Source organism: Desertihabitans brevis (assembly GCF_003327535.1).
GTDB lineage: Bacteria > Actinomycetota > Actinomycetes > Propionibacteriales > Propionibacteriaceae > Desertihabitans > Desertihabitans brevis.
In genome coordinates this window covers 353,672-367,094 of sequence record NZ_QOUI01000001.1, presented here as the reverse complement: position 1 = coordinate 367,094, position 13,423 = coordinate 353,672, and the positions used below count along the sequence as shown (strand labels likewise).

General features: G+C 73.5%; 8 protein-coding genes and 1 pseudogene. 4 read left to right on the top strand and 5 right to left on the bottom strand.

The features are described 5' to 3' along the window. The first annotated feature begins 40 nt into the window (after nt 1-40). Nucleotides 41-421, top strand: coding sequence for a DUF3054 domain-containing protein (locus DT076_RS01620; RefSeq protein ID WP_199538877.1), 381 nt, complete (start codon nt 41-43; stop codon nt 419-421). A gap of 13 nt (nt 422-434) precedes the next feature. Continuing rightward, nucleotides 435-2,327: a Na+/H+ antiporter gene (locus DT076_RS01615; RefSeq protein WP_114124884.1), complete on the top strand. Its 1,893-nt coding sequence runs from the start codon at nt 435-437 to the stop codon at nt 2,325-2,327. 28 nt (nt 2,328-2,355) lie between these two features. On the opposite strand, the gene arc is transcribed toward DT076_RS01615, so the two are convergent. From arc to metH, 5 genes and pseudogenes are all read right to left on the bottom strand, one after another. Further along, on the bottom strand, nt 2,356-4,179 hold the full coding sequence (gene arc / locus DT076_RS01610; protein ID WP_114125208.1) for a proteasome ATPase: 1,824 nt from the start codon (nt 4,177-4,179) through the stop codon (nt 2,356-2,358). A 61-nt stretch (nt 4,180-4,240) separates the two neighbouring features. Then, a pseudogene (locus DT076_RS01605) lies at nt 4,241-5,185 on the bottom strand (tRNA (adenine-N1)-methyltransferase); the annotation flags it as partial. A 168-nt stretch (nt 5,186-5,353) separates the two neighbouring features. Then, the gene (locus DT076_RS01600) at nt 5,354-6,871 is read right to left on the bottom strand and encodes an ABC transporter substrate-binding protein (RefSeq protein ID WP_114124883.1); all 1,518 of its coding nucleotides are present in this window, start codon (nt 6,869-6,871) and stop codon (nt 5,354-5,356) included. Continuing rightward, entirely contained in the window at nt 6,868-7,626 is a 759-nt protein-coding gene (locus DT076_RS01595) for an HAD family hydrolase (protein ID WP_114124882.1), read from the bottom strand. The genes DT076_RS01600 and DT076_RS01595 overlap by 4 nt, the downstream gene beginning before the upstream one ends. A gap of 240 nt (nt 7,627-7,866) precedes the next feature. Beyond that, a complete protein-coding gene (gene metH / locus DT076_RS01590; RefSeq protein WP_114124881.1) occupies nt 7,867-11,667 on the bottom strand; it encodes a methionine synthase in 3,801 nt (1,266 codons plus the stop codon). 179 nt (nt 11,668-11,846) lie between these two features. Between metH and DT076_RS01585 the strand changes: the two genes are divergently transcribed. Both DT076_RS01585 and DT076_RS01580 read left to right on the top strand, forming a co-directional pair. Then, entirely contained in the window at nt 11,847-12,689 is an 843-nt protein-coding gene (locus DT076_RS01585; RefSeq protein ID WP_114124880.1) for a PAC2 family protein, read from the top strand. Next, nucleotides 12,686-13,156: an OsmC family protein gene (locus DT076_RS01580; RefSeq protein WP_114124879.1), complete on the top strand. Its 471-nt coding sequence runs from the start codon at nt 12,686-12,688 to the stop codon at nt 13,154-13,156. The genes DT076_RS01585 and DT076_RS01580 overlap by 4 nt, the downstream gene beginning before the upstream one ends. Nucleotides 13,157-13,423 lie beyond the last annotated feature (267 nt).

Here is a 13,423-nt window from a genome sequence, read left to right as displayed (position 1 = left end):
CACAGGCTACGCAGTCGGCGGCGGGGGCTACGGTGACCCGGTGCGACCCCTGCTGGTGATGCTGACCGACGTCGTCGCCGTGCTGCTGTTCGTGCTGGTCGGACGGGCCAACCACGCCGAGGGGCTGGCCCCGCTCGGGGTGCTGCAGACTGCGGCCCCCTTCCTGCTCGCGCTGGTGGCTGCCTGGGCGCTCACCCGACCCTGGCGGGTCCCGCCGCGCCTCCCGGCCACCTCGCTGCGGCCGGCGCTGCTGGTGTGGGCGGTGACCGCCCTCGGCGGGCTGCTGCTGCGCGGTCTGCTCGAGCGCGCGGTGCCGCCGTTCTCGTTCGCGCTGGTCACCGTGCTCACCCTCGGGGTGCTGCTGGTCGGCTGGCGCCTGGTCGCGGGTGCCCTGCGCGGGCGACGAGCCCGACAGACCTGAAGGGCGGACCCCGATGCACGACGCCGAGCTCTCGCTGATCCTGCTCGCCCTGACGGTGATCGTCGTCGCGTCGGTGTCCCGACGCCTGGGCTGGCCCTCACCGCTCGTGCTGACGGTGCTGGGGCTGGTGGCCTCCTTCCTGCCCTTCACCCCCGACGAACCCCTCGACCCCGAGATCGTGCTGGTGGGCCTGCTGCCGCCGCTGCTGTTCGCCGCCGCGATCCAGGTCTCGCTCATCGACTTCAAGCGCGAGCGCCGCGCCATCGTCGCCCTCTCGGTCGGGCTGGTCGTGGTCACCATGGTCACCGTCGGGCTGACCACCTGGTGGCTGCTGCCCGTCCCGCTGGCGGCCGCGCTGGCCCTCGGCGCCGTGGTCGGTCCCCCGGACACCGTCGCCGCCACCGCGGTGGGCCGCCGGATCGGCCTGCCCCGCCGGGTGGTCACCGTGCTGGAGGGGGAGTCGCTGGTCAACGACGCGACCGCGATCGTGCTCCTCGGCACCACCTCGGCCGCCATCCTCGGCGCGGTCACCCCGGCCGAGGTGGGGATCGACTTCGTGCTGTCCATCGTGGTCGGCGGCGGGGTCGGGGTGCTCGCCGCGGTGGTGCTGGGCTGGCTGCACCGCCGGCTGGGCGACCCCCGCGCCAGCACCGCGCTCTCGCTCGCCACACCGTGGGTGGTCTTCGTCCCCGCCGAACAGCTGCACGGCTCGGGCGTGCTGGCGGTGGTCGCCTGCGGGCTGCTGCTGGCCCACCGCGCCCCGGTGCAGCAGACCGCGCTGGCCCGGCTGAGCACCCGGATCAACTGGGCCACCGTGCAGTTCTTCGCCGAGAACGCGGTCTTCCTGCTGGTGGGGCTGCAGCTGGCGCCCACCCTGGTCGACCTGCGACGGTCCTCGCTGCCGCTGGGCCAGCTGGTGCTGGTCTGCGTGGCCGTGCTGGTCGTGGCGGTGCTGACCCGACCGCTGTGGGTGGTGCTGGTCCAGCGCTTCGTCAACGTGCCCGGGGTGCGCGGTGAGCGGATGGGACGCGGCGAGCTGGCCGTGGTGTCGTGGGCCGGGATGCGCGGCGTGGTCACCCTGGCCGCCGCGCTCACCCTGCCCGAGCAGACCCCGCACCGCGAGGTGCTGCTGTTCGCCGCCCTGGTGGTGGTGGCCGGCACGCTGATCGGGCAGGGCGCCACCCTGCCGTGGTTCGCGCGCCGGATGCGGGTGCAGGGTCCCAACGCCCGGGCGGACTCGCTGCAGGCGGCGGAGGTGGTCACCCGGGCGGCGCGCGCGGGCGTCCGGGCCGTGGAGGAGCTGGTGGCCGAGCGGCCCGAGCTGGGCGAGACCTTCGACCGGCTGCGGGAGCGCTCGGAGGAGCGGGCCAACATGCTGTGGGAGGCCATCCGCGCCGGGGTGGACGAGCGCGGCACCCCCGGTGAGGGCTGGCGGACGCTGCGCGGGCGGATGATCGCGGCCGAGCGCGCCGAGGTGGTGCGGATCCGCGACGCCGGGCTGGTGGAGTCGGCGGTGCTGCAGGAGGTGCTCGACGCCCTCGACCTGGAGGAGGCGAACCTGCAGGTGGTGGCCACCCGCTTCGAGCGGGCTACCGAGGCCGCTGCGCTGGGGGCTTCGGAGCGCGGGGACGTCACCGACCCGTCGACCGGGCCGGCCTGCGACCACCTCGCCGGCACCGGACCCGATCCCGAGCCCCGTACCCGGGGGTGCGCCCGCTGCGAGGCGGAGGGACTGGACTGGGTGCACCTGCGGCTGTGCCTCACCTGCGGCCAGGTCGGCTGCTGCGACTCCTCCACCGGTCGGCACGCCACCAGCCACTTCCAGCAGACCGGCCACCCGGTGATGCGCTCCTTCGAGCCGGGCGAGCAGTGGCGCTGGTGCTACCTCGACGAGCAGCTCGGCTGAGCCGGCAGCCGGTCGGCCGCGGGCGTCCTCAGAGGTACTGGCCGGTGTTGGTCACCGTGTCGATGGAGCGGGTCTGGCCGGGCTCCTTGCGGTTGATCAGGGTGCGGATGTAGACGATCCGCTCCCCCTTCTTGCCCGAGATCCGGGCCCAGTCGTCGGGGTTGGTCGTGTTGGGCAGGTCCTCGTTCTCGGCGAACTCGTCGGTGCAGGCCTGCAGCAGGTGCCCGATCCTGATGCCGCCCACGCCGGTGGCCAGCTGCTCCTTGATCGCCATCTTCTTGGCGCGGCCGACGATGTTCTGCACCATCGCCCCGGAGGTGAAGTCCTTGAAGTAGAGGACCTCCTTGTCACCGCCGGCGTAGGTGACCTCGAGGAACTGGTTCTCCTCGGAGTCGGTGTAGATGTGCTCCACCGTCCGCTCGATCATCGCCTCGCGGCAGCGGGCGGCGTCGCCGCCGAACTCCTCGAGGTCGGCCGGGTGCAGCGGCAGCGCGGCGGTCAGGTACTTGGCGAAGATCTCCCGGGCCGCCTCGGCGTCGGGCCGCTCCACCTTGATCTTCACGTCCAGCCGGCCCGGGCGCAGGATCGCCGGGTCGATCATGTCCTCGCGGTTGGAGGCCCCGATGACGATGACGTTGGCCAGCTGCTCGACGCCGTCGATCTCGCTCAGCAGCTGCGGCACGATGGTGTTCTCCACGTCGGAGGAGACGCCGGTGCCGCGGGTGCGGAACAGCGACTCCATCTCGTCGAAGAAGATCACCACCGGCATCCCGTCCGAGGCCTTCTCCCGGGCGCGGGCGAAGATCAGCCGGATGTGGCGCTCGGTCTCACCGACGTACTTGTTGAGCAGCTCCGGGCCCTTGACGTTGAGGAAGAACGAGTGCTTCCGGCTCGGCGCCTCACCACGCTGCTCGGCCGACTCCTGCACCTTGACCGCCAGCGAGTGCGCCACCGCCTTGGCGATCATCGTCTTGCCGCAGCCCGGCGGGCCGTAGAGCAGGATGCCCTTGGGCGGTTCGAGGTCGTAGTCGGCGAACAGCTCGCGGTGCAGGAACGGCAGCTCGACGGCGTCGCGGATCTGCTCGATCTGGCGGCCGAGCCCGCCGATGCTGCTGTAGTCGATGTCGGGCACCTCCTCCAGCACCAGCTCCTCCACGTCGAGCTTGGGCACCACCTCCCAGGCCAGCCCGGCCCGGCGGTCGACCAGCAGCGAGTCACCCGGGGAGGGCGGCGCGGCGCGCAGCCGCTCCGACAGCAGCACCACGTCCTCCTCGTCCCCGCGGGCCACCACCACCGCCCGCAGGCCGTCGGGCAGGACGTCCTTGAGCCGGACCACCTCGCCGGGCTCGGTGCCCTCCGGCAGCACCCCCACCGCGACCAGGCCCTCGTTCAGCAGCACCGTCCGGCCCGGCTCCAGCTGCTCGACGTCGAGGTCGGGGCTGGTGGCCACCCGCATCCGCCGCCCGCCCTGGGAGACGTCGAGCAGGGTGTGCTCCTCGCCATCCACCCGGTCGAGCACCAGCGCGAAGGACGCCGGCGGCTCGGCCAGCGCGTCCAGCTCGGTCTTCATCTCGACCAGGCGCTGGCGGGCGTCACGCAGCGCGTTGGTCAGCTTCTCGTTCTGCTCCGACTGCGCGGCGGCGTCCCGGCGGGCCTGGGCGACCCGCCGTTCGGCCAGCTCGAGGTCACGGGGGTGGCGGGAGACCTGCTGGCGCAGCGAGGTCAGCTCATCGTTCAGGCGGTACACCTGGGCCGCCAGCTCGTGGGCCGCACGCTGCCCGGCGTCCGGCTCGGCACGAACATCCTCGGCACGAACGTCCTCGGTACCGCGGGGCGGTTGCTCCTCGACCATGCCGGCCACGGTACTCCGCGGCACCGACAGCACCCGGCTGCCGGCCCGCGGCGGGCGGGGTCTAGGCCCCGGGTTCGGCGTCGGCCGGGTGCGGCGGCAGGTTGCGCGGCCGGGGTCCGGTGTAGTCGGGGCCGTAGGCGCCGGGGGCGGGACGGCGCTTGCGCTGCGGGGCCTGGACGCCGGGGGCCAGCCTCCGCGTGGTGACGAGGAAGCCGGTGTGCCCGGTGCTGGAGTGGGCCGGGCGGATCGCCAGACCCTCGGCGTGCCAGCCCCGCACCGTGGTCTCGGTCGCCTCGGGCTCGGTGAACGAGCCGTGGGCCCGGAAGGTGTCGACCACCCGTCCGAGCTGGGTGGTGGTGGCGACGTAGCAGCACACCACCCCGCCCGGCACCAGCACCCGCGCCACCGCCTCCACGCAGTCCCAGGGCGCGAGCATGTCGAGCACCACCCGGTCGACCGGCTCCGCACCGATCGTCTGCACCAGGTCGCCGACCCGCACCTGCCAGGCCGGGTGCTCCGCACCGAGGAAGGAGGTGACGTTGCGCCGCGCCACCGCGGCGAAGTCCTCGCGCCGCTCGTAGGAGTAGAGCGTGCCGGCGGGCCCGATCGCCCGCAGCAGGTACAGCGACAGCGCGCCCGAGCCGACCCCGGCCTCGAGCACGCGGGCGCCGGGGAAGATGTCGGCGGCGACGAGGATCTGCGCGGCGTCCTTGGGGTAGACGACGGCCGCCCCCCGCGGCATGGTCACGCTGAACTCGTTGAGCAGCGGGCGCAGCGCCAGGAACTGCATGCCGCCGACCGAGCGCACCACGACCCCCTCCGGACCGCCGATCAGCTCGTCGTGGCTGATCCCGCCCTTGGTGGTGTGGAACGTCCTGCCGACCTCGAGCACCACCGAGTGCCGCCGGCCCTTGGGGTCGGTGAGGGTGATCCGCTCCCCCGCCTGCAGCGGTCCGGTGCGCACGCCGGACAACGCGTCCGCAGGGACGGCGGTCGGCGGGTCGGCCGGCTGCGCGGCGGCGGGCGGCAGGACGGGGTCCTGCCCGGGGTCGGGCTGCGGGTCGGTGGTCACACGGTCCTCTCGTGCCCGTCGACGGCGCGCGGCGTCCGCCCGGGCGGTTCTGGTGCTGCTCGGGCGGCTGGGCGCGGCCCAGCCGACCAGTCTGGCAGACGGTCAGCCCCGGCCCAGCCCCGACAGCGTGAGCTGGTGTCCCGGGCCGAAGGAGGCCGGTACCCAGGTGACCCCCTGGGCCAGCCAGATCTGCTCGGGCGCCTGGGCGATCGGCACCAGCACGGCGTCCGCCGCGGCCTGCTGCTGCAGCTCGGAGAGCAGCCCCTCCGACTCCTCGGGGACGGTGCTGGCCCGGTAGCGGTCCATCAGCTCACCGACCCGGGTGGTGCTGCCGGGGGCGGGGTGCTCGAGGTAGCGCTGCAGCCAGGCGCTCGGGGTGGAGGTCCAGGCCTTCTCGTCGAGCAGGAAGAGGTCGGCCTCGGCCAGGTCGGGGGTGATCTGCACCGACAGGTCGCCGCCGTCCTCCAGCCGGGAGCGGACCACGTTGGCCAGGTCCTCCCCGTCCGGCACCGTCGAGTCGTAGCTGAGCACCAGCCGGGTGCGGCGCGGACGTGGCTCGGTGGTCGGTTCCCCGCCCACCTCGAACGCCGGGGCGTAACCCCAGACGGTGGGCGGCACGATGCTGTCGAGGATCCGCTCCCCCTGCAGGGAGTCGCGGACGGCGACCCGCACCGCGGCGTTCTCGCGGGCCGGGGAGGTCGGTGACCACCACAGCCGGTGCACCCGGGCGCCGGGGATCTCGGTCGGGGCGAAGCCGCTGTCGCTGCGCCCATCGGTCGAGCTCTCCACCTGGGTGGTGAGCCGGGTCCGGGCGGCCGAGCCGAGGCCGCGCCAGACGGCGTCCACCTGCCGGTCGGTCATCGCCTGCTCGAGGTTGCCCGAGTCGGCGAAGCTGCGCACGAGCAGGGTCTGCTCGCGCCCGCCGGCGGGGCCGACGTAGCGGGCGAAACGGTCGAAGCGCACCTCGTCGGTGCCGAGCTCCGACACCCGGTACGGGCCCGAGCCGACGACGGTCTGCTCGATCGGGCGCAGCTCGTCGGGGTCGTACACCTCCTCGTCGACGATCGAGGCCGCCGGGGTGGCCAGCGCGAAGCCGAACTGGTTGTCGGGCCGGTTGAGCACGAAGCGCACCGTCAGCTCGTCCGGGGTCTCGATCCGGCGCAGGGTCGACAGCAGCGGGACGGCGGTGCCGTCGACGTCGAGCCGCAGCGCCCGCTCGATGCTGAACTTCACGTCGCTGGAGGTGAGCTCGTGGCCGTTGTGGAAGGTCATCCCCTCGTTCAGGGTGCACTCGTAGGTCGTGGGCGAGCTGACGACGCACTCCCGGGCCGCCTCGGGCTTGAGCACCGGCACCTCGTCGGGCCCGACAGCCGGCACCGTCATCAGCCGCTGGAAGACCGTGTAGGCCAGACCCGAGGACGCCTGGGTGGTCACCCCGGCCGGGTCGGGCTGGGTGAACCGGTCGGTGGTGCCGACGGTGAGGTAGGGCCGCGGCGTGGGCGTCGGGGAGCCGGGCGGTGGCGCCGGCGGGGGTGGTGCCGGCTCGGTGCAGCCGGCCAGCAGCAGCACCGAGACGGCCAGCCAGCCCAGGACGCGGGCGCGGGCGCGGCGGGAGGTCACACCCCACCCCGGAACGCGCCGTCGGGCACCGGGCCCCGGCGGGCGGAGCGGAAGTGCGCCGAGAGCTCCTCGACGCCGACCCCGGCCAGGGTGTCGATCACCACCCGCCGGGGCGCGGGAGTGAGCTCGACCATGTTGGTGATCCCGACCACGACCGCCCCCGACGCGGTGCCGGAGGCGCACCCGGGGATCGAGTCCTCGAGCACGACGGTGTCCTCCGGGGCCACGCCGAGACGCCGGCAGGCGGTCAGGTAGGGCTCGGGGTCGGGCTTGCCGCGGGTCACCTCGTCCCCGGCGACCACGACGTCGAAGGTGCCCTCGGGCAGCCGCTCCAGCACGGCCTCGAGGATCACCCGGTAGGAGGCCGAGACCAGCGCGCACGGGATGCCGGCGACGCGCAGCCCGTCCAGCAGCTCCTCCGCGCCCGGGCGCCAGTCGATCGGCAGCGAGCGCAGGTCGACCACCACCCGCTCCACCAGCGACTCGACCACGAAGGACGGGGTGAGGTCGGTGCGTCCGCCCGGCGTGGCGGCGACCGCCTCGGCGATGATCCGGCCCGACTCCTCCAGCGCGTTGCCGACCAGGGTGTGGGCCTGGGCGTCGCTCCAGGTGCCGCCCCACTGCGGGATCAGCGCGTGCTGGGCCCGCATCCACAGCGGCTCGGAGTCGACGAGGGTGCCGTCGAAGTCCCACAGCACGGCGGCGGGACGGTCGAGCGGGGCGGCGGGCGGCTGGCTGGCGGCGTCAGTAGTCATGGCCCGGCCATTGTGGCAGCCGGGCACCAGCCGGACGGCCGGTTCTCGGCCCTTCGACAGGCTCAGGGCGCAGGGTGCGGGTCAGGCGCTGGGAGCGGGTCAGGCGCTGGGTGCGGGTCAGGCGCTGGGTGCGGGTCAGGCGCTGGGTGCGGGTCAGGCGCTGGGAGCGGGTCAGGCGCTGGGTGCGGGTCAGCCGCTGGGTGCGGGTCAGGCGGTCGGGTGCACCGGGCGGACGGCTGGTCAGTCGTCGGGGTCGTAGCCGAGGTTGGCCGACAGCCAGCGCTCGGCGGTCGCCAGGTCCCAGCCCTTGCGCTCGGCGTAGTCGGCCACCTGGTCGCGGCCGAGCCGGCCCACCACGAAGTACTGCGCCTGGGGGTGGGAGAAGTACCAGCCCGACACCGAGGCGCCGGGCCACATCGCCATCGACTCGGTCAGCGTGATCCCGGTGCTGGCCTCCACGTCCAGCAGCCGCCACAGCGTCTGCTTCTCGGTGTGCTCGGGGCAGGCCGGGTAGCCCGGGGCGGGCCGGATGCCGGTGTAGCGCTCGGCGATCAGGTCCTCGTTGCTCAGCTTCTCGGCCGCGGCGTGGCCCCAGAACTCGGTGCGCACCCGCTCGTGCAGCCGCTCGGCGAAGGCCTCGGCCAGCCGGTCGGCCAGCGCCTCGGCGAGGATCGCGGAGTAGTCGTCCAGCGCCTCCTTGAACGCCTGCACCCGCTCGGGCAGGCCGAGACCGGCGGTCACCGCGAAGGCGCCGACGTGGTCGGCCAGCCCGGTCTCGCGGGGGGCCACGTAGTCGGCCAGCGACCGGTGCGGGACGCCCTCGCGGTGGTCGCCCTGCTGGCGCAGGTGGTGCAGGGTGGCCAGCACCTCGGTGCGGTCGGCGCCGGTGTAGAGCTCGGTGTCGTCGCCGACCCGGTTGGCGGGGAACAGCCCGTACACCCCGCGCGCGGTGATCCAGCGCTCCTCGACCATCTGCTGCAGCATCGCCCGGGCGTCGCCGTAGAGCCGGCGGGCGGCCTCCCCCGAGGCCGGGGCGTGCAGGATGTCGGGGAAGCGTCCCTTCATCTCCCAGGCGTTGAAGAACGGCTGCCAGTCGATGTACTCGACAAGCTCGGCCAGCGGGTAGTCGTCGAGGACGTGCACGCCCAGCTGGTTCGGCTGCGGCGGCTCGTAGCCGGTCCAGTCGACCGGGGTCGCCCGGCGGCGGGCCTCGACCAGCGGGATGAGCTTGCGGTCCTGCTTGCCGGCGTGGCGGGTGCGCAGCGCGTCGTAGTCGCGCTGCACGTCGGCCAGCAGGGCGGGACGCCGCTCCTCGTGCAGCAGCGCGGCCGCGGTCGGCACCGAGCGTGAGGCGTCCTTGACCCACACCACCGGCCCGTCGTAGCGGGGGTCGACCTTGACCGCGGTGTGCGCGCGGGAGGTGGTGGCCCCGCCGATCAGCAGCGGGATGGTCATCTGCTGGGCCTGCATCTCGGCGGCGAAGGCCGACATCTCGTCCAGGCTCGGGGTGATCAGCCCGGACAGCCCGATGATGTCGGCGTCGTGCTCCTTGGCCGCGGCGATGATCTTCTGCGCCGGCACCATCACCCCGAGGTCGACCACCTCGTAGTTGTTGCACTGCAGCACGACCCCGACGATGTTCTTGCCGATGTCGTGCACGTCGCCCTTCACCGTCGCCATGACGATGGTGCCGTTGGTCTCCTTGCGACCAGGCGCGGCCCCGGCGCCGTCGGCGTCCGGCTGCGGGGCGGCGGCCTTCTCGGCCTCGATGAAGGGGATCAGGTAGGCGACCGCCTTCTTCATCACCCGGGCCGACTTCACGACCTGCGGCAGGAACATCCGGCCGGCCCCGAACAGGTCGCCGACGACGTTCATGCCGTCCATCAGCGGACCCTCGATCACCTCGATCGGACGCCCGCCGCGGTCGGCGATCTGCTGGCGCAGCTCCTCGGTGTCGGCCTCGACGAAGGTGTCGATGCCCTTGACCAGGGCGTGGGTGATCCGCTCCTCGACCGGCTTCGTCCGCCACTCGTCGGTCGCCTTCTCCGCCGTCTCGCCGCTGCCGCGGAACCGCTCGGCCACCTCCAGCAGGCGCTCGGTGGCGTCGGGGCGCCGGTTGAGGATGACGTCCTCGATCCGCTCCCGCAGCTCGGGGTCGACCTCGTCCAGCACCACCAGGGCGCCGGCGTTGACGATGCCCATGTCGAGGCCGGCCTCGATGGCGTGGAACAGGAAGACGGCGTGGATCGCCTCGCGCACCGGGTTGTTGCCGCGGAAGGAGAACGAGACGTTGGAGATGCCGCCGGAGACCCGTGCCCCGGGCAGGTTCTGCTTGATCCAGCGCACCGCGTCGATGAAGTCCAGCCCGTAGCGGGCGTGCTCCTCGATGCCGGTCGCGACCGCGAACACGTTGGGGTCGAAGATGATGTCCTCGGGCGGGAAGTCGAGCTCCTCGACGAGGATCCGGTAGGCCCGGGCGCAGATCTCCTGGCGCCGCTGCAGGGTGTCGGCCTGGCCCTGCTCGTCGAAGGCCATCACCACGGCCGCCGCGCCGTGCCGGCGCACGACCTCGGCCTGCTCGCGGAAGGGTCCCTCCCCCTCCTTCAGCGAGATCGAGTTGACGATGGCTTTGCCCTGCAGGCACTTGAGGCCGGCCTCGATGACGGGGAACTTCGAGCTGTCGACCATCACCGGCACCCGGCTGATGTCGGGCTCGGAGGCGACCAGCTTGAGGAAGCGGTCCATCGCGGCGACGCCGTCGAGCATGCCCTCGTCCATGTTGACGTCGATCACCTGGGCGCCGTTCTCGACCTGCTGGGCCGCCACCGACAGCGCGGTGTCGTAGTCGCCGTCCTTGATCAGGGTGCGGAAGCGGGCCGAACCGGTGACGTTGGTGCGCTCGCCGATGTTGACGAACAGGCTGTCGGCGTCGACGGTGAGCGGCTCCAGCCCCGACAGCCGCAGCGCGGGCCGGACGGTCGCGGGCTCGCGCGGGGGGCGTCCCTGCACCGCCGCCGCGATGGCGCGGATGTGGTCCGGTGTGGTGCCGCAGCAACCACCGACCATGTTGACCAGCCCCGCCTCGGCGAACTCGGCGACGATGGCCGCGGTCTCGGAGGCCACCTCGTCGTACTCGCCGAAGGCGTTGGGCAGCCCGGCGTTGGGGTAGCAGGAGACGAAGGCCTCGGCGACCCGCGACAGCTCGGCCAGGTAGGGCCGCATCTCCCGGGCGCCCAGCGCGCAGTTCAGCCCGACCAGCAGCGGGCGGGCGTGGCGCACCGAGTGCCAGAACGCCTCGGTGGTCTGGCCGGACAGGGTGCGTCCGGAGGCGTCGGTGATGGTGCCGGAGATGATCAGCGGCCAGCGCCGGCCGTGCTCCTCGAACACCTCCTCGATGGCGTAGATCGCGGCCTTGGCGTTCAGGGTGTCGAAGATCGTCTCGACCACCAGCAGGTCCGCACCGCCGTCGAGCAGGCCGCGGGTGGCGGTCGCGTAGGCCTCGACCAGCTCGTCGAAGGTGACGTTGCGCGCGCCGGGGTCGTTGACGTCGGGGCTGATCGAGGCGGTCCGGTTGGTGGGGCCGAGCGCGCCGGCGACGAACCGCGGACGTCCCGGGTCGGCGGCGGTGACGGCGTCGGCCTCGGCGCGGGCCAGCCGGGCGGAGACGAGGTTGAGCTCGTAGGCCAGTTCCGACATCCGGTAGTCGGCCAGCGCGATCGCGGTGGCGCTGAAGGTGTTGGTCTCGATCACGTCGGCACCGGCGTGGAGGTACTCGCGGTGGATACCGGCGATGATCTGCGGCTGGGTGAGGCTGAGCAGGTCGTTGTTGCCCTGCAGGTCGACCGGCCAGTCGGCGAACCGCTCGCCGCGGTAGCCGTCCTCCGAGGGCCGGTCGCGCTGGATCGCGGTGCCCATGGCCCCGTCGATCACCATCACCCGGCGACGCAGCAGCTCGGTCAGCTGCTCGGTGCAGTCAGGACGCAGCGCGGCCCCGACCGTCTCCGGGACGGTCGCGGGTGCGGGTGCCTGGGTGGCGGTCATGGACGGCTCCTGGCGGGACGACGTGGCCGGCCCGGGTCCCGGGCCGTCTCCCCAGCCTAGGAAGCGGCGCCAGCCCGCCCGGGGCTGACCGGATCCTGACACCGGTGCCGCGACGTCCCCGACCCGGTTGGTGCGCCCGTCGGAGCCGCACGGAGGGAGCCGCGACATAGAGTGTCGGCATGTCCGAGCAGCACCTCATCCCGCTCCGCGAGCTGCGCCGCCCGCTCGTGGTGATGGCCTTCACCGGCTGGAACGACGCCGGCAACGCCGCCAGCCAGGCCGTGGAGCACCTGGGCGACCAGTTCGACGCCGAGCTCGCCTTCGAGCTGGACCCGGACGACTACTACGACTTCCAGGTCAACCGCCCGCAGGTGTCGCGGCCCGAGCCGACCGAGACCGAGATCAGCTGGCCGACCACCTCGGTGGAGGTGGCCCGGCTGGACGACCGCGACCTCGTGCTGGTGAGCGGGCCGGAGCCGAACATGCGCTGGCGCCAGTACGCCCGGACGCTGGTGTCGATGATGCGCAGCTGGGACGACCCGCAGGTGATCGTGCTCGGGGCGCTGCTGGCCGACACCCCGCACACCCGGCCGATCCCGGTCAGCGGGTCGACCACCACCGTGACGCAGGCCGAGGAGCTCGGGCTGGAGCTGTCCACCTACGAGGGGCCGACCGGGATCACCGGGGTGATCACCGCCGCCTGCGCCGAGGCCGGGATCAAGGTCGTCTCGCTGTGGGCGGCCGTGCCGCACTACGTGTCCCACGCCCCCAGCCCGAAGGCCACCCTGGCGCTGCTCAACCGGGTCGAGGACTTCCTCGGCCAGTCCCTGCAGCTGGGCGACCTGCCCGAGCTGAGCCGGGCCTGGGAGCGCGGGGTGGACGAGCTGGCCAGCGAGGACTCCGAGGTCGCCGAGTACATCGCCACCCTGGAGCGCCAGCAGGACGAGACCGAGCTGCCCGACGCCACCGGCGACGCGATCGCCGCGGAGTTCCAGCGCTACCTGCGCCGCCGCGGGCAGTGAACGACCAGCACCGCTACGCGGTCGACGTCCGCTGGACCGGCGCCCGGGGCACCGGCACCGCGGGCTACCGCAGCTACGGCCGTGACCACGTCGTCAGCACCGAGGGACGCCCCGACCTGCTCGGCTCGGCCGACCCGACCTTCCGCGGGGACACCGACCGCTGGAACCCCGAGCAGCTGCTGCTGGCCGCGCTGGCCCAGTGCCACCTGCTGTCGTTCCTGCACGTGTGCGTCCGCGAGGGCGTGGTGGTGACCGGCTACCGCGACGCCGCCGAGGCGACCATGCGCGTCCACCCCGACGGCAGCGGCGAGTTCGTCGAGGCGGTGCTGCGTCCCCGCGTGACGGTGGCCGCCGGCTCCCGCACCGACCTGGACGAGCTGCACCACACCGCGAACGGCCTCTGCTTCATCGCCCGCAGCGTCAGCTTCCCCGTCCGCCACGAGCCGCTCCCCGTCACCACGGCCTGACCGCCCCTCCCCCGCCGCGGGCGGGCCCGGCCGAACCCCCTGAACCCGTGTATGTCATCGCGGTCACGCGCGGCGTGTCGCGGCGTGTCCCGCTCCCCGGCGCCCGCGGCGGACACGTTCCCAGGGGACAACCCGGCCGACCGCGCACCGGGCGCCGCTGGACACACGCGCCCCGGGCCGTGGTGCTCGCGCCGGTGTGGCCGCTCTCGCTCCCTGGGATCGTGTGCGCAGAAGAGCCCACGCCCCCCGACACGCCGCGACACGCCG

Excerpts from the sequence above, each read along its gene's own strand:
- metH (WP_114124881.1), bottom strand. The coding sequence starts at position 11,667 with ATGACCGCCACCCAGGCACCCGCACCCGCGACCGTCCCGGAGACGGTC.
- DT076_RS01615 (WP_114124884.1), top strand. The coding sequence starts at position 435 with ATGCACGACGCCGAGCTCTCGCTGATCCTGCTCGCCCTGACGGTGATC.
- arc (WP_114125208.1), bottom strand. The coding sequence starts at position 4,179 with ATGGTCGAGGAGCAACCGCCCCGCGGTACCGAGGACGTTCGTGCCGAG.
- DT076_RS01585 (WP_114124880.1), top strand. The coding sequence starts at position 11,847 with ATGTCCGAGCAGCACCTCATCCCGCTCCGCGAGCTGCGCCGCCCGCTC.
- DT076_RS01595 (WP_114124882.1), bottom strand. The coding sequence starts at position 7,626 with ATGACTACTGACGCCGCCAGCCAGCCGCCCGCCGCCCCGCTCGACCGT.